This is a genomic window from Pseudomonas sp. 2995-3 (assembly GCF_002742565.1).
Lineage (GTDB): Bacteria > Pseudomonadota > Gammaproteobacteria > Pseudomonadales > Pseudomonadaceae > Aquipseudomonas > Aquipseudomonas edaphica.
Genome location: NZ_LJSB01000054.1, coordinates 214,685 through 230,189 on the forward strand (window position 1 = coordinate 214,685; position 15,505 = coordinate 230,189).

Annotated in this window: 13 protein-coding genes; 5 read left to right on the top strand and 8 right to left on the bottom strand. The window is 59.3% G+C overall.

Going from position 1 to position 15,505, the window contains the following annotated elements; genetic code table 11:
* Nucleotides 1-77: 77 nt before the first annotated feature.
* The 4 genes from AOA62_RS02830 to AOA62_RS02845 all read right to left on the bottom strand — a co-directional run bounded on the left by AOA62_RS02830 (nucleotide 78) and on the right by AOA62_RS02845 (nucleotide 4,930).
* The gene (locus tag AOA62_RS02830; protein WP_017137767.1) at nucleotides 78-1,160 is read right to left on the bottom strand and encodes an LLM class flavin-dependent oxidoreductase; all 1,083 of its coding nucleotides are present in this window, start codon (nucleotides 1,158-1,160) and stop codon (nucleotides 78-80) included.
* A 199-nt stretch (nucleotides 1,161-1,359) separates the two neighbouring features.
* Entirely contained in the window at nucleotides 1,360-2,667 is a 1,308-nt protein-coding gene (locus AOA62_RS02835) for an ATP-binding protein (protein WP_017137768.1), read from the bottom strand.
* Entirely contained in the window at nucleotides 2,664-3,404 is a 741-nt protein-coding gene (locus AOA62_RS02840) for a response regulator (RefSeq protein ID WP_017137769.1), read from the bottom strand. Before AOA62_RS02840 ends, AOA62_RS02835 begins: the two co-directional genes overlap by 4 nt.
* 116 nt (nucleotides 3,405-3,520) lie before the next feature.
* Nucleotides 3,521-4,930 (bottom strand): PLP-dependent aminotransferase family protein, encoded by a 1,410-nt coding sequence (locus AOA62_RS02845; protein ID WP_099547774.1) that lies wholly within the window; start codon nucleotides 4,928-4,930, stop codon nucleotides 3,521-3,523.
* A 158-nt stretch (nucleotides 4,931-5,088) separates the two neighbouring features.
* On the opposite strand from AOA62_RS02845, the gene AOA62_RS02850 reads away from it, so the two are divergent.
* From AOA62_RS02850 to AOA62_RS02870, 5 genes are all read left to right on the top strand, one after another.
* Complete coding sequence (locus tag AOA62_RS02850) at nucleotides 5,089-5,253, top strand: rubredoxin (RefSeq protein ID WP_016968943.1); 165 nt, start codon at nucleotides 5,089-5,091, stop codon at nucleotides 5,251-5,253.
* A gap of 27 nt (nucleotides 5,254-5,280) precedes the next feature.
* Complete coding sequence (locus AOA62_RS02855; protein WP_099547775.1) at nucleotides 5,281-6,150, top strand: sugar phosphate isomerase/epimerase; 870 nt, start codon at nucleotides 5,281-5,283, stop codon at nucleotides 6,148-6,150.
* 66 nt (nucleotides 6,151-6,216) lie between these two features.
* A complete protein-coding gene (locus tag AOA62_RS02860; RefSeq protein ID WP_017137772.1) occupies nucleotides 6,217-6,849 on the top strand; it encodes a LysE family translocator in 633 nt (210 codons plus the stop codon).
* Nucleotides 6,850-6,929: 80 nt separating this feature from the next.
* Nucleotides 6,930-7,988, top strand: coding sequence for a diguanylate cyclase (locus AOA62_RS02865; protein WP_099547776.1), 1,059 nt, complete (start codon nucleotides 6,930-6,932; stop codon nucleotides 7,986-7,988).
* A gap of 47 nt (nucleotides 7,989-8,035) precedes the next feature.
* Nucleotides 8,036-9,265, top strand: a complete 1,230-nt coding sequence (locus AOA62_RS02870) for a M20/M25/M40 family metallo-hydrolase (RefSeq protein ID WP_099547777.1) — start codon at nucleotides 8,036-8,038, stop codon at nucleotides 9,263-9,265.
* A 207-nt stretch (nucleotides 9,266-9,472) separates the two neighbouring features.
* Here AOA62_RS02870 and AOA62_RS02875 read toward each other — a convergent pair whose 3' ends face one another.
* The 4 genes from AOA62_RS02875 to AOA62_RS02890 are packed head-to-tail and all read right to left on the bottom strand — an operon-like array spanning nucleotide 9,473 to nucleotide 15,322.
* Nucleotides 9,473-9,889: a hypothetical protein gene (locus tag AOA62_RS02875; RefSeq protein WP_099547778.1), complete on the bottom strand. Its 417-nt coding sequence runs from the start codon at nucleotides 9,887-9,889 to the stop codon at nucleotides 9,473-9,475.
* Nucleotides 9,883-10,167: a hypothetical protein gene (locus AOA62_RS02880; protein ID WP_017137775.1), complete on the bottom strand. Its 285-nt coding sequence runs from the start codon at nucleotides 10,165-10,167 to the stop codon at nucleotides 9,883-9,885. The genes AOA62_RS02875 and AOA62_RS02880 overlap by 7 nt, the downstream gene beginning before the upstream one ends.
* 26 nt (nucleotides 10,168-10,193) lie before the next feature.
* A complete protein-coding gene (locus AOA62_RS02885; RefSeq protein ID WP_099547779.1) occupies nucleotides 10,194-10,574 on the bottom strand; it encodes a hypothetical protein in 381 nt (126 codons plus the stop codon).
* On the bottom strand, nucleotides 10,571-15,322 hold the full coding sequence (locus tag AOA62_RS02890; protein ID WP_099547780.1) for an RHS repeat-associated core domain-containing protein: 4,752 nt from the start codon (nucleotides 15,320-15,322) through the stop codon (nucleotides 10,571-10,573). Before AOA62_RS02890 ends, AOA62_RS02885 begins: the two co-directional genes overlap by 4 nt.
* Between the last annotated feature and the right edge of the window lie 183 nt (nucleotides 15,323-15,505).

The following is a 15,505-nucleotide window of genomic DNA, read 5'->3' on the forward strand; positions in this document are numbered from 1 at the left end:
AGTCAATATTTGCGTTGACTGACCCGCCGCATTCGCGAGCAAGCCCGCTCCCACATGGGTTGTGTGGTGTTCTTTAGTTAGGCGACCTGTTTGGCCTGTTCGCGCTCGGCGACCAGCTGGCGGGTCAGTGGGATCAGCTGCTTGCCGTAGTCGATTGCGTCGTTGAGCGGGTCGAACCCGCGTATCAGGAAGGTGGTGATGCCCAGGTCGTAGTAGTCCAGCAATGCCTGCGCGACTTGTTCGGCGGTGCCGACCAATGAAGTGGAGTTGCCCTGCGCGCCCAGCAACTCGGCGATCCCGGTCCATAGGCGCTTATCCAGGCGCGAACCTTGCGCTGCCGCTGCCAGCAAGCGGCGCGAGCCTTCGTTGGGTGGTTCGCGGCGCACAAAGCCCTGCTTGTCAGCCAGTGCGGTCGCCTGTTGCAGGATTGTCTCGGCACGTGCCCAGGCCAGCTCCTCGGTTTGCGCGAGGATCGGGCGCAACGACAAGCTGAAGCGAATCGTGCGCCCGTGCTTGGCCGCTTCTGCGCGCACCTGGGTCACCACTTCGCGCACCTGCTCGTAGGTTTCGCCCCACAGCGCATACACGTCGGCATGTTTGCCGGCCACCGCAATCGCGGCCGCTGAAGAGCCGCCGAAGTACAGCGGGATATGCGGTTGCTGCGGCGACTTCACCGTCGAGTGCGCGCCTTCGACCTGGTAGTAGGTGCCTTTAAAATCGAAAGGCTGTTCGTGGGTCCATTCCTGGCGTACCACGCTGAGGTATTCGTCGGTGCGTGCGTAACGTTCGTCCTTGCCGATATGGCTGCCATCGGCACGCAGTTCACGGTCATCGCCGCCGGTGATGATATGCACGGCCGTGCGCCCGCCGTTGAACACGTCCAGGGTCGCGAACTGGCGAGCGGCCAGGGTCGGCTGGGCAAAACCTGGGCGATGGGCGATCAGGAACTGCAGCTTTTGGGTCACGCTGGCGGCATGCGCGGCGATCAGCGTGCTGTCCGGGCTGTTGGAATGAAACGCCACCAACGCGCGGTCGAAGCCGGCCGCTTCGTGGGCGCGGGCCACGGTTTCGACGTAGTCCGGCTGCAGGGTAGGGCCGCTGCGCGGGTGAATCTCGGAAGCGTGATGGCCGCCGATATAACCGATAAATTCGATGCTCATGGTCTGTCCTTGTCGATTGCGCGATTAACACCTCCTCCGGGCGTGGGGTCGGTCACTCGGGTCAAAAGTAAGGGCCGTGGCGGGGTCTGTAAAATGCCTGTTGGTTCTAACCTAATTATAAAAAGCAGAATTATCATGCGTAAGTTTTATTAAAGCTGTGCACTCAATGTGGCAAGCCTGCTCGCCACAGAACAGTGCGCTAAAGACTCAAACGAATCTCGGCGCACAAACCGCCTTCAACCCGATTGCTCAAGGTCAGCGTGCCGCCGATCGCCACCGCCAGTTGCTGGGCAATCGCCAACCCCAGCCCGGTGCCGCCGGTGCCGCGATTGCGTGAGCTTTCTACCCGGTAGAACGGCTGCAGCACCTGCGCCAATTCGTCTTCGGCAATTCCGGGGCCTTGGTCCAACACCTTGATCGACAACTGCCCATTGGCTGTCGAGCCGACTTCCAGCTCGGCGTTGCCGGCGAATTTAAGGGCGTTGTCCACCAGGTTCACCAACACGCGGCGCAGCGCGTGGGGGCGGGTGTCGAGGATCAGCGCGCTTTTGCCGCGCAGGCTGACCTGCTTTTGCATGTCCTGATAGTCAAACACCAGGCTGTCGAGAAAGGCGTCCAGGTCAATGCGGTGGCTGGCCTCGGTGGCGCCGTGAACGCTGCGCGCATACGCCACGCCTTCACGTACCAGGTGCTCCATTTCGCTCAGGTCGCTCCACAGTTTTTCGCGGTCGGCGCTGTCGTCCATAAACTCGGCGCGCAGTTTCATGCGGGTGATCGGCGTTTGCAGGTCATGGGAAATCGCCGCGAGGATCTGCATGCGTTCCTTGAGGTATTCGGCAATGCGCTGTTGCATGGCATTGAACGCCGCGGCGGCATGCGCGACTTCACTCGGGCCGGTTTCGTCCAGGGGGGTGGGGTGAGCGTTCGGGTCGAGGGTTTCGACCGCACGGGCCAGGCGTGTCAGCGGGCGCACGGCCAGGCGCACCGCGACCCAGGTGCAGCCGAGCAGCAGCGCCAGTTGCAGCACCAGCACCACCGGCAACCAATAGGCTACGGGCAGGGCGGCGGGGCGTACGTCGAGGGTGATCGGGTTGCCATCGGCCAGGGTCAGGTGCACCTGGAAGTGTTTCTGGATGCCTGGAATATCGCGAAAGGTCAGGGCGTAATGCTCGCCCAGTGCGTCCGCAATCGAGGTGGCGGCCATTGGCACATCGTTGCTAGTCATCGGTTCACCGGCCTCGCCGGCGTTGAGCAAGTACCGGTAATTCTGCCGGTCGAGACGCGCCAGCCAACTGGCGCGTTCGTTGGCGGGCAGGCGGTCGAGGATGGCCACCGAGGTGGACACGTCGTTTTCCAGGTTGCCGAGCATCACCGTGCGCGCACTGATATAGCGCTCGTAGAACTGCGCACTGAATGACAACCCATGGGCACACACCAGGCTGATCAGAAAAATCAGCGACAGTTGGGACGCCAGTGTGCGCGGCCAGCCAAACCGCCATGGCCTCATTGCTCGGCCCCGAGGATTTGCACCGGCAGTGAAAACACATAACCCTCGCTGCGCACGGTCTTGATATAGGCCGGTTCGCGGGCGTCATCCAGCAAGCGTTGGCGCAAGCGGCTCACCAGCAGGTCGATGGAGCGATCGAACAAGTCGGCGTCACGCCCCTGGGTCAGGTTCAGCAATTGGTCGCGGTTGAGTACGCGCTGCGGGTGGTCGAGAAACACCCGCAACAGACGGTATTCGGCGCCGCTGAGTGCCACCAGGGTGTCGTCCTCGTCGAGCAGGTGGCGGGCGGTGGTGTCCAGGCGCCAGCGACCAAAGCGAATCAGCCGCCCGGTTTCACTCACTATCAGGTTCGGTGGCAGCATGCGTGTGCGGCGCAATACCGCATTGATGCGTGCGAGCAATTCACGCGCGGCGAAAGGCTTGACCAGGTAATCATCGGCGCCCATTTCCAGGCCGATGATGCGGTCGGTTTCATCGTTGCGCGCCGTGAGCATCAGCACCGGCGTGGCTTTGTGCTTGCCCACCCGCAGTTCGCGGCACAGCTGCAAGCCGTCGTCGCCGGGCATCATGATATCCAGCACGATCAAGTCCACGGGGGTAGTGTCGAGGAAGCTGCGCATCTGGCGGCCGTCGGCGACTACGGTGGTGCGCATGCCGTTTTTCTTCAGGTAATTGCCCACCAGTTCGCGGATTTCCCGGTCGTCATCGACGATCAGGATGTGATCGACATGATCCATGCTGCCTTCCTCGTTAAATGCTCTTGGCCGCAGTCTAGCCATCGCCGCAGCCTTTGCCTTGTGCGCTTTGTATTGCAGTGTATCTGGCGCTGACCAGATACACGGCGAAGCAAAAATCAGTGGCGCACGGCCTTGAGCAACAGCGCCTCGAACACCCGCTGGGCGCGCGGCTCATCAGTGTGGGCGACATTGAAGCGCATCGAATTGAGGTGCGCCGGGTCGTAGCCGAACAGCGCGCCCGGCGCCAGCACCAGGCTGCGTTTCAACGCCTCCTGGGCCAGCAGTTCTCCGTTTACGCCCTTGGGCAGGCGCGCCCAGATAAACATCCCGCCTTCATACGCCATCGGCAGCTCGCAGCCACAGCGCTTGAGCCATTGTTCGACGCGCCCGCCAGACTCCATCAAACGCTGGACCATACGCTTGCGGTGCTTGGCGTAGCTGCCTTCGCTGAGCATGCGGTAGACGATCTGCTCGAACAGCTCCGAGGTCACGCCGCCGCTCATCAGCTTCATGTTGGTGAGGTTGGCGGCCAATTGCGGCGCGGCCACCACGTAGCTGACGCGGGTGTTGGCGCTGAGGATCTTGGAGAACCCGGACAGGTAGGTGACCTGATCCAGCCCGGCGAGGGCGGCCAGGCGCGGCGGCGGGTTGGGGTGCAGGTCGCCGTAGAGGTCGTCCTCGACGATATGGCAATGGTACTGCTGGGTCAGTTGCAGCAGGCGAAACGCCTGGCCGGGGCTGAAGGAATGGCCGGTGGGGTTATGCAGCACGCTGGTGGTCAGGTACAGGCTGGGGCGATGCTCGGCCAGTAGTTGTTCGAGCGCGGCAAAATCAAAACCGTCGGGGCGCCGCTCGATGGTCACCACTTTGACCCCGTGCAGGGCCAGGTTGGCGTGGAAGTTGAAGTAGCACGGCGCGTCCAGCAGCACCGTGTCGCCGGGGCGTGCGAGCAGGCGCATGAGCATGTCCAGGCCCTGCACGGTGTTGGGCGTGGTGATGATCTGTTCCACCGGTACCGACAAGCCTTCGCCGTGCAGCTTCTGTTGCAGGGCCTGGCGCAAGGGCAGCAACCCGGCCGGCGTGCCCAGGCCGGCGATGCGCAGTGACGGCGCACGCACCACGCTGCGCATCGTTTGGCGGATGGCCTCGCCGTTCAACCAGTCCTCCGGCAAGTGCCCGCCACCGGGGCGCAGCTCGCCGCTGGCGGTGACCAGCGGGCGGCGCAGCACGCTGAGCAGGTCTTGGGGCAGCAGGTCGACCCAGGTCGCCGCGGCCGGGCGTGCGGTTTCCATCGCCACAAAATAGCCGCGGCCCTGGCTTGAGGTCAGCAGGTGGCGCCCGCGCAGGCGGTCCAGTGCTTCGTTGAGGGTGAACTTGCTGACGCCCAGGGTCTGGGTCAGCTCACGCACCGACGGCAACTTGCTGCCGGGTGCCCATTCACCGGCCTCGATGGCCTGGCTGAAGGCGTCGACGATCTGCTGCACCTTGGGCGTGCCTTCCACAAAAGCGATGGCGGATACAAACATAAACCTTCCTTGTCTTTGCCGGTGCTTTTACCGGTGAAGTTAGGCCGGATTAGGCACCACTTTACCTGCCTTGTGCAATGACGCTGCCCTAGACTGCGCGCCATCTCGCCGGAAACTGGCGAAGTTTCTTACACGCGAGCAATGGATTTCGCATTCTCATGAAGACTTATATGTGCGCCCCCTGCGGTTTTATGTACGTAGAAGAATTGGGTATTCCGGAGGACGGAATCCCGGCCGGCACCCCTTGGGAAGAAGTGCCGGAAGACTGGACATGCCCTGACTGCGGCGTGACCAAGGCCGACTTTATGGCCATTGAACTCTAACCCTCCATCAACGAAAGGAATCGCTCCATGGAAAGCAAACTGATCAACCCCACCGTGCCGTTCTGTACCGGCGTGGCGCACCAGAAATACCTCAGCGCCGAAAAAGGCCTGCAAACCGCTATCGAGGGTGATTGCACCCATTGGTACATCGACGGCAGCCTGTTCGGCGAGATGGTCGATGACTGGACCGATGCACGCATTGAGAGCCTGCAGGCGCACATCGCGGCCAGTGGCGTCACGCCGATCTTCCACGGCAACTTCAAGGCGCCGCTGGGCAGTGACGTCGAGGCGTTCCGCGCAGCGGCGGTGGACTACGTGAAAAAAGAGATTGATATCGCCAGCCGCCTCGGCGCGCCGTTGATCATCCACGGCGGCTGCATCGTTGAGCCAAAAATGGTGCTGATGGCCAAGAAAGTTGCGCTGGAACACTACCTCAAGTCGGTACAGGAACTGGCGAGCTACGCCGAGGCCAAGGGCACGGATATCTACCTGGAGAACCTGTCCAACTACGTCAACTACCGGCCGTTCCACTACATCTTTACCCATGAGGCCGAATACGCGTTTGTGTTCGAGCGCTTGAAGGCCCATGGCAACGTATACTTCTTCCTGGATGCGGGCCACGCCAACATCGAGAACGGCCTGCCGGCCGATGTGGTGCGCAAGTATCACCACTTGATCAAGGGTATTTCTTTCAGCAACAACAATGGCGTGCAGGATCAGCACTTCGGCATTCATGACGGCAACTGTGATTACGCCGACGTGGTGCAGGCCATCGTTGAAACCAACTGGAAGGGCCTGGTGGCGTTCGAAACCCGCAACCAGACCGCGAAGGCCGCCCTGGCCGACCTGGCGCTGATGTACCGTGAATCCCTGACCACTGAAATTGCCGTTGCCTGACAGGCGCAGGGGCGTGCGTTTCAAGCGCGCCCCGTTGTTGTTTTTACCATTCCAAGGTTCTGGCCCATGACAAGTGCGTTAACGCTGTCTTCGTTTCTCTACTTCCTGCTGTTTTGCGCCACCATGACCTTCAGTCCCGGCCCCATGACCCTGTTGCTGCTAAGCCTGGGCTTGAAGGACGGCTTGCGCAGTTCGATCCCGGCCCAGATCGGCGCCAGTGTGTCCTACCTGATTTCCATCCTGATCTTTGCCGTGGGCTTTTCGGAACTGATCAAGGGCAACCTCGCCATTACCCAGACCATCCAGTTTGTCGGTGTGGCCTATATTCTGTACCTGGCCTACAAGCAGTGGACCAGCAGCGGCGTGTCGATCAACCAGGGCGGCGCCGTGGAAGGCTCGCGCAGCCTGTTCGGCAAGGGGTTGCTCACCGGGTTTTCCAACCCCAAGACCATCATCATGTTCAGCGCCGTGTTCCCGCAGTTTGCAGGCGCAGGCGAGCATAGCTCGGCGGCGGATATCGCCATCCTCGGGTTGACGTTTCTGACCCTGCAGTTTGCCAGCGGCTGCCTGTACTGCTATTTCGGCCAGCGCATCAAGCACGTGCTGGAAAACCCCAAGCGCCGGGTGCTGTTGCAGCGGATCACGGCGGTGCTGCTATTGGGTGTTGCGTTGATGCTGGCGCGCGGGTTTTCGCACTGAAGTATTAGCAGGTAAGCAGTAGTGGCGCTTTGACGTTGCCCTGTTAGACTCCAGGCACTCATCCAGGATTACACCCCACCATGTCAGCCGCCGGAGGAAATGGACTTCCGCTCGCTTCGCGCCTGTTCAAATCGCGGCTCTTGGGGCTGACGCTCGGTTTTGTCTGCGTGGTATTTGGCATGTACCCCTTGCACCCGTCGCTGTGGGTGTGGGCCTGGATGCTGATTAACGCGTTTGTGTGGCCGCACGTGGCCTACCAGTTGTCGCGCCGGGCGAGCAACTCACTGCGCAGCGAACGGCGTAATTTACTCTTCGATTCGTTTTGCGGCGGCTTCTGGGTCGGTGCCATGCACTTCAACCCGCTGCCCAGCGTGACCACGCTGTCGATGATGACCATGAACAACGTCGCCATCGGCGGGCCGCGCTTTATGCTCGCCGGCTGGGTGGCGCAGGGGCTGGGCATCGGCGCCGCGCTGCTGGTGTTCGCGCCGGCGTTTGTCGCGGTGACCAGCGAGGCGCAGCTGTATGCGTGCCTGCCGATCCTGATGCTGTATCCCCTGGCGCTGGGCTGGATCTGCTACCGCCAGGCCGTGACCCTGGCCCGCCACAAGCGCGAGTTGCTGGCCTTGAGCCGCACCGACAGCCTGTCCGGCCTGCTCAATCACGGCGCCTGGAAGGACCATCTGGAAATCGAGTTTCAACGTTGCCGCCGTGAACAGGTGGGCGCGGCCATTGCGCTGATCGACATCGACCATTTCAAGACCATCAACGACACCTACGGGCATGTCACCGGCGACATCGTGTTGCGCCAACTCAGCAAGGTGTTGCGCCAGAACCTGCGGGCGTCCGACCTGGCCGGGCGCTATGGCGGCGACGAATTCTGTGTGATTTTGCCAGGCATGCCGCTCAATCGCGCCACCGAAGTGATGGACGCTTTGCGTGATCGCTTCAGCGCACTGGCCTATGCGCAAGACCCGACCCTGCGCGCCAGCTTGAGCATTGGCCTGGCGCCGTACCAGCCGGCGCACGCCGACTCCACCAGTTGGCTCAACGACGCCGACCAGGCGCTGTATGAAGCCAAGAGCAGCGGGCGCAACCGCGTCAGTTCCGTGCAAGGCAGTTGGTTACGCTCGGTTTAGTGGGGTAGGGTAGCGCAGCACACCCCCACAACAACAAGGACCGGTCCATGCTCTTCACCTTCTCCCGTACCCTGCTGGCCGCCACCCTGGCCCTGACCTTCACCGTGCCGGCCTACAGCGCCGAACCCCACAAGCAAATCCAGGCGGATGCCGAACAGTACAAGGCCGAGGCCCTGAAACTGCTCGAACGCCTGGTGAACATCGATTCGGGTTCTGGCTACGAGCCGGGCCTGACCCAAGTGCGCGACATTGCCGTGGATGAGCTCAAGCAGCTTGGTTTCAGCATTGAGCTGGTGCCCGACAAAGCGGCTAACAACAGCCATGTGATCGCCACTCTCAAGGGCACCGGTAAAGCCAAGATCTTGCTGATGGCGCACATGGACACCGTGTTCAAGGAAGGCTCGGCCGCCGAGCGACCGTTTCATATCAAGGATGGCCGCGCCTACGGCCCCGGCGTGATGGATGACAAGGGTGGCATCGTCGCCGGCATCTACGCGCTCAAAGTCCTGAAAAACCAGGGCTTCAAGGACTACGCACAAATCACCTTCCTGCTCGATGCCAGCGAAGAAACCGGCTCAGAAGCCGCCTCCGAACTGATCCGCAAAACCGCCAAGGCCCACGACGTAACCTTGAACCTGGAACCCGGCCGCCCAGCCGACGGCCTGGTGGTATGGCGCAAAGGCAGCGCCACCGCCGTGGTCGAAGTCAAAGGCAAAGCCGCCCACGCCGGCGTCGCCCCCGAACTGGGCCGCAACGCCGCCATGGAAGCCGCGCACCAGATTCTGCAACTGGGCAAACTCGGCGATGAAGAGAAGAAAACCACCATCAACTTCACCGTGATCAAGGCCGGCGACCGCACCAACGTCATCCCCGACCAAGCCACCGCCAAAGCCGACGTGCGCGCGGCACTGCCGGAAGAGTTTGATCGGATCGAAAAAGACCTGGCGCGGGTGTCAGCCAATAAGCTGATCCCGGACACTGAAGTGAAAACGAGTTTGTTGCGCGGCCTGCCGCCGATGCCACAGACGCCGGAGTCGGACAAATTGGTCGCGATTGCCCAGGGGATCTACGGCGAATTGGGCCGCAAGCTGACCATTGAAGGCAGCGGCGGGGCGGCGGATGCGAGCTTGTCGGCTGGGGTTGGGACGCCGACGTTGGATGGGTTTGGGATTGTCGGTGGGAATATTCATACGCCGGAGGAATATGCCGAGGTGGAGAGCGTGGCGCCACGGGTTTATTTGTTGAGCCGGATGATTATGGAGCTGTCGAAGCGGTGAGAGGTTCGCAGGGCTCATTGAACGGCTGAGCGTACTCATGTGGCGAGCAGGCTTGCCCTGCGTTGGGCTGCGCAGCAGCCCCAAAACAGACGACACTGGTTAACGCTAGTATCTCGCTTTTTCCCTATTGGGGCTGCTGCGCAGCCCAACGCAGGGCAAGCCTGCTCGCCACAGTGGTGGGGTGTTTCAGTGGTGTAGGTGGTGTTTTTACCATGTTGATGGGTCTTCCAGGCTGGCTTTTTGGAGGTCGTCTTTCCACCACTCATTCGTCATCCTATAGATATCCTCGAAGAAACCTCTTGGATCCTCCATATCGCTCCATCCCCAAGGTAGAGAACAGTAAAAACCAGGAGCCTGGCTCAAAGCTTGCGAAAAATCATAAGTTTCGTCTTCAAGAGCATCGCCTAAAGTGTCGACTAGGAGTTTTCGATGCCGATAATTTAAGCCTGTACTTTTGTCTATAATGTACTTTTTGATTAGTTTTTCTCTGTCGCGTTTATGATTGATGTTGTAGGTTGAAAATATTTCGCCCAGTGTTTCTTCACGATCATAGATGTCGAAGGGGGAAAGGAAGTGTCGATATTTTGGCTGGTAGGGCTTATTTAGAAAAGGGTGTTTTAGCATTGGTCGTCACTCACGGGGAATACGGTGTAGAGTTTTTTGGTTTCACGGTCGAATTTTGCAACGATGGTATTCATGTCATCATCATATACTGGGTTGGTCAGATCCTCTGGGTTAGGAATGTAGCCTTCTCCACAGCCTTGCAGTTCTATGCGGACGATGGGGTTTCCGTAGTAATCCTCTCCAGTGAAAGGCTCCAGTTTGCGGGCTGTTCTTGTGGTGACTTCATTCAGTGCTGCAAGTTGCATTTTGTGGCTTTTGAATTTAGTACTTAGTTGCATAGGTTGGTTTTGCCTTTGGGTTGGGTTTAGTGGGTGCCGTCTTGTATCGGTTTAGCTGAGAGCGCTTCGCTCATGTAGCTTTTGAGGCGTTCGAGCAGCACCATCATGAAGGCTCTTTTGTCAAATATTTCATCTTCGAAGTAGGTATCGAATAAGTAAAAAACAGATTCGAAATTTTCGTCGGTAGAGAGGAAGTGCTCAAGGGTATCGATAAACCATTGTTGCTCGTCTTCTCTGTAGGAGAAAAATTCTGATTTGGTCAATGCATCGAAAAGCTCTGCAAGCTCTTTTGGGTTGTTGACGTTTTTGGAAACTATAATTTCTTCTCTGTCTAGATCTTTAGTGTTTTCTATACAATAAGTGAACAATAGGCCTCGAAGGATTTCCAAGTCTGGTTTTTTGTTCATTTGTCAAACTCCGTATAAGCAGTGATGGGTTTTCCATCTGTGTTTAGATGTACGATTGCTTTGGTTTGTTTTCCATATTCGAGTCCCTCTCTTTTATATCCTTCTCCGATTGTTTTGCCCATGTTCATTGCTTTAGGCGCTCGGGACCGGCCGTTAAGTTTGAAGATTAAAATCGCTCGATCAATAGCGTTCAATTGATCTCTATGGCTCAGGAAGCGTGTGGCGGCGCTTGGAGGCCGAGGTTGTCCTGCGTTCCTCCCTCTATCGAACGTTTCAATTTCCCCAGTGGTAGGGTTTCTAGCTGTAATCACTCGCTCAAGTTGAGATTCGAGTAACGTTTGAGCACCGTGTTTTTCCAAGAAGTGCGCCCCTGGGATTGACCTTTCCAGCTCTGATAAGCGCCGGTGAGCGTTGGCCTCTCCAAGCTCATTAATGCGTGCTTGTCGCTGTGCGCGTGCCAGTTGCGGTAAAGCGGGTTCGCCGTGCTCAACCCCAGCTATCGGATTTTGAGCAGAATTGTTTGGCTTGCATCCATCCGTTCCGGGACAGGTATTCAAGCCTAACGGATCTACCCACCCCGTAGGGTTCGGCACGTACCGGTACGCATTAATCCCACCCGCCAACTTCACCGGGTCCGGCGTCAGGTAGCGACCAATATCTGGATTGTAGTAGCGATGACGGTTGTAGTGCAGCCCGCTTTCGGCATCAAAATATTGGCCCTGGAAGCGCAACGGATTGTCGATTTTTCTGACGTCTAGACGGGCGATTTCACCGTAGGCGCGGTAGTGCGCGGACCAGACGATTTCGCCTTCGGGGTTTGTCAGTTCCTGTGGCGTGCCGAGGTGGTCGAGTTGGTAGTGAAAGGGCTTTGTTTCTTGTGGGCCAAAGCCTTCCAGCAGTACCAACGGGCGAAAACTGTCTGGCTCGTAGAGGTAGCTGCGATGCCGATCCGCGTGGTGTTCTGCCACCAGCTTGTCGCCTTGCCAGAAAAACTCCGTGGTTATGTCGTTAACGGTTTTGCTGATCCGCCGACCAAACGGGTCGTAGCGGTAGTTGGCGGTTTGCCCGTTGGGTTGGGTAATGCCAATCAACCGATGCTGGCAGTCGTAGCGGTACTCGGTGACGAGCTGATGACCCTTGCCACGTCGCTGTCGGATCAAATTACCGAAGGCGTCGTAGTCATAGTGATGATCGCCCTGAATCATCAACCGGTTCCCCGCCACGATGTCCGGGCCTGGGCGGTCTTGCATGAGCAGGTTGCCAGCCGGGTCGTGGCCGAAGCGTTCCTGCACGTCTTGCGAGTGGTCGGCGCGGGTCAGGCGGGCGAGGGGGTCGTAGTGGTAGTGGTGTTCGCCTTTGCGGGTGTCGAGCAGGCGGGTGAGGTTGCCGCTTTTGTCGTAGTCGTATTGGCGTTGGTATAGCGTGTGTTGCTGTTGGCTGACCGCGTGGGCGTGCAGGCGGTTTTGGTCGTCGTAGTGGTAGTGGCTGAGGAGCTGGCCCTGCTGGCGTTGGTGTTCGCGGCCGGTTTTGAACAGGTGGGAGGTGAGGGTTTCGCCGTTCAGCTCGACGGTGGAAAGGTGGCCGCCTTTGTCGTGATTGAACACCAGCCGGTTATTGTCCGGCAGGCGCAGGTTTTTAAGTTGGCCGCAGGCGTCGTAGCCGTAACGCAAGGTGCCCCAGCCTTGGTGTTCGGAGGTGAGGCGGTTTTGTGGATCGTATTCGTAGGCCAGCGACCAGTGGCCGTCGTCGACGCTGAGGAGATTGCCTTGGCGGTCGTAGGCATAGTCGACAACATTGCCGTCCGGCAGGGTTTTTCTTACGAGGCGCCCGGCGTGGTCTCGCTTGTAACGGGTAACGAGCTGACTGCCGTCGTCGCCGTGTTCGGTTTTTTCCGCCAGATTGCCGTTGAGGTCATACACGTAAGCCGTGCGCTGGCCGTCAAAGCCGATTTCCTGCTGGATCAGGCCGTTGGGGTGGTAAGCGAGTCGGTAGGTTTCGCCCACCTCGTTTTCGATCGAGGTCAGCAGCAGGCGCGCATTGTCGTAGCGGTACTTGACGTGGGTGCCATCGGCGTTGATTCGGCGGCTGATCAGGTGCAGGCCGTCGGCGTATTCGTAGCGGGTGACGTGGGTAAGTTCGTCGTGTTCGGCGGTGATTTTTCCGTAGGCGTTGTAGCTGTATTCGCGTGTTGCACCGCCTGGAAGTACGACGCGAATCAACCGACCCACGCTGTCCCACTGAAACTGGGTCAGCGCTCCCTGTTCATCCTCGCGGGCAACCCGCCGACCAAGGTCGTCATAGCGATAACGCTTGCTACCCCCATTGGGCAGCAGCTCCTCAAGCAACTGCCCCCGCTCATTCCAGACCAGCCGATGGCAACTGTTATCGGGAAACCAAACCCCCGTCAGCTGCCCATATTTGTTGTAGCTGTAGTCCGTAATATTGCCGTCAGGATCCGTCTTACGCGTGACGTCGCCCTGATCATTGCGCTCATATTTCCAGACGGCGAGACCACGCCTTACGACCCGTACGAACCCGTTGTCATGCTCGTAGGACGTCGGCTCATCATCCCCCGGAAACAACGCCACCAAGCGTCCGGCTTCGTCGTACTGATACGCCGTCACCGCACCAAGCGAGTCCTGCTCTACGGTCAGCCGGCCTTTGTCGTCATAGGACTTGAAGTGTTCAGCGCCGTCCGGATCAATGCGCTGCACCAGCCGCGCACGGTCATCATGAACATACACTTCCCGGCTGCCATCAGCGTTATGCACCGTGACACGGCCGTCATCGCCCCAGGCATACCGCGTATCCATCTGCGAAAAGCTGGCCCAATGCCGAACACACCGAGCGGCCTTGCCAGCCCGTTCCCACTCCCAAAAGAAGCTCGCCCCACCGGCCAACCCACGTTCAAGAATGACGTGCTGCTCGTCGTAGCGATAAACCTCGCTTTCACCCACAGCATTGGTCGCAGAAACCAGTCGGCCAAGGTCGTCATAGGCGTAGGAAACAACCTTCTGCTCGGTCACCCATTCAAACGGCTCATGCCCTTTGGCCCGATGAACCTGATAGTCCACCGCCACAATGCGGCCCGACTCGTACCGCAGAAACAGCGAGCGACCTACACCATTATCCAGCCGCTCAACCCGCCCCAAACGATCGTGAAAAACCCGCAGTCGGTTGTCATACGCATCGCTGATGGCAACCAGCGCGCCATTGTGGAAGTGATAAAAACGCGACGCCTGAGCCAGCACTAATTCATCGGGCAACTCACCCAAATAAATCGCCGCTTCAGCCAAGCTATTGGTAATCGCCGGTCGAGCAGCGGAGGGCAGCACAAATTCGGTACGGCGATTCTCATGATCCGTCCACACCACCGAATCACCGGAAACAGAAAGCCGCTGCGCCAGCGAATGACTCCAGCCAAACCCCAACCCGCAATCCACTTCCACCGCACTGGTGCGATACAGCCGTGTCCACTCAAACGGCAAGACCCCATCCAACGTGCCATCGGTGAGGGTCAGCAGTTCCTCGCCGGTGACCATCGACACCGGGCAGCCGTTGGTAACGGTTCTGTCGGCCGGAGCCGCCGCATCGCCATTAAGGTTCTTGCCCGAAGCAGGCACGTCATCAACGTGTTCTTTTTGCTTAACCACCGCGTTTTGCCGCGCCCGCCAGCGCATCTGCAGCGTGCCTTGCTTCAACCCGCCAACCACTCCGCGAACCGCCACCGCCTTGTAACGGTCCACCGCCTGCATGAATTTGGTCAGCATCCCGAGCAGGCTCCTGACAAAACCCACAGCGGCATCCAGCACCCGCGCGCCGTACTTGGCCGGCCGCAAGCCGAGATAAGCCACGCCCGCCGCCGGCAACGCGATGGTCAGTACTGCGCCGATCACCAGATCAATCAGCAGCGACACTACAAAGCCCGCCGCCGTCTCGGCTATCTCGCCGGGTGGCAGTGCGTCCAGCCAGAGCATCGCGGTGCGCAGCATCAGGTACAGCGCGGCCTCGTCGCTGGCCAATAACATGGCCTGTTCCAGGACCTTGGGCGCATCGGTGGCCAACTGCGCCAACCTGGCGGCCTCGGCGCCGAGTTGCTCAGTGAATTTCAGCGGGTCTTCAAGAATCGCCTGAACCAGCTTGATGCTGCCCCATACATCGCGGATTGCCGCCCAACTGCCCGCCAGCACGCCGCTGCCAATCGCGCTGGCGGTCGATTGTTGCCAGTACGGTTTGAAATCTTTCCACTGCTCGCGCAGCCAGTGCTCCAGGTCGGCCGTCAGCCCTGCGTAAGAGGCAAACAGCGCGTCCACTTGCTGCGCAGAAACGCCGCCCTGCACCCGCACCTGATAGCGCCCGCCAGCGGCGCAAAAATGCGAACCCTTGCCATGTTCATCGAGCATGACAAGCGTGGAACTGCCGTCATCCAGCCCGACAACCTCCACCGGGATATCGCCGATCGGCACGTCATACACTGATTCGAACAAGCTCTGGATTTTAAGCTCGCCGCCCGCCGGGCACAGGGCCACGGTGGAAAATCCCATGTCAGTAATACTCACGGACTGTTGCGCATCGCCAACCCGCAGCACACGGTCCATCCCCAACAGCGACGGCATGTCGGCAGCATGGCTGAGCGTATCCAACGCCCGCGCATACCAGGCGTCCATCTGCTGGCGATACTCCGCCAGGCTCCGATGAAAGCCGTTGAGCTCATGTTCGATAAAGGCGATGTGGGCGGCGTTGGTCATCCGTGACGTCTCGGCAAAAAATGGCAAGGCGTCGGAGTCTGCTGCAGGAAAAAGCCGCTGGACGAATGGTTGGAAAAATCAGAATGGGATGACGCAGGACGGGTAAAAACCGCGAAAAACTATCCCGAAGGACTACGCAAAAAAGCGACCCGGCTCATTGCAATAAAGTCATGCAAATAAAAA

Bases quoted from the DNA above. Each gene is read 5' to 3' on its own strand.
- AOA62_RS02830 (WP_017137767.1), bottom strand. From the start codon at position 1,160: ATGAGCATCGAATTTATCGGTTATATCGGCGGCCATCACGCTTCCGAG.
- AOA62_RS02835 (WP_017137768.1), bottom strand. From the start codon at position 2,667: ATGAGGCCATGGCGGTTTGGCTGGCCGCGCACACTGGCGTCCCAACTG.
- AOA62_RS02840 (WP_017137769.1), bottom strand. From the start codon at position 3,404: ATGGATCATGTCGATCACATCCTGATCGTCGATGACGACCGGGAAATC.
- AOA62_RS02845 (WP_099547774.1), bottom strand. From the start codon at position 4,930: ATGTTTGTATCCGCCATCGCTTTTGTGGAAGGCACGCCCAAGGTGCAG.
- AOA62_RS02850 (WP_016968943.1), top strand. From the start codon at position 5,089: ATGAAGACTTATATGTGCGCCCCCTGCGGTTTTATGTACGTAGAAGAA.
- AOA62_RS02855 (WP_099547775.1), top strand. From the start codon at position 5,281: ATGGAAAGCAAACTGATCAACCCCACCGTGCCGTTCTGTACCGGCGTG.
- AOA62_RS02860 (WP_017137772.1), top strand. From the start codon at position 6,217: ATGACAAGTGCGTTAACGCTGTCTTCGTTTCTCTACTTCCTGCTGTTT.
- AOA62_RS02865 (WP_099547776.1), top strand. From the start codon at position 6,930: ATGTCAGCCGCCGGAGGAAATGGACTTCCGCTCGCTTCGCGCCTGTTC.
- AOA62_RS02870 (WP_099547777.1), top strand. From the start codon at position 8,036: ATGCTCTTCACCTTCTCCCGTACCCTGCTGGCCGCCACCCTGGCCCTG.
- AOA62_RS02875 (WP_099547778.1), bottom strand. From the start codon at position 9,889: ATGCTAAAACACCCTTTTCTAAATAAGCCCTACCAGCCAAAATATCGA.
- AOA62_RS02880 (WP_017137775.1), bottom strand. From the start codon at position 10,167: ATGCAACTAAGTACTAAATTCAAAAGCCACAAAATGCAACTTGCAGCA.
- AOA62_RS02885 (WP_099547779.1), bottom strand. From the start codon at position 10,574: ATGAACAAAAAACCAGACTTGGAAATCCTTCGAGGCCTATTGTTCACT.
- AOA62_RS02890 (WP_099547780.1), bottom strand. From the start codon at position 15,322: ATGACCAACGCCGCCCACATCGCCTTTATCGAACATGAGCTCAACGGC.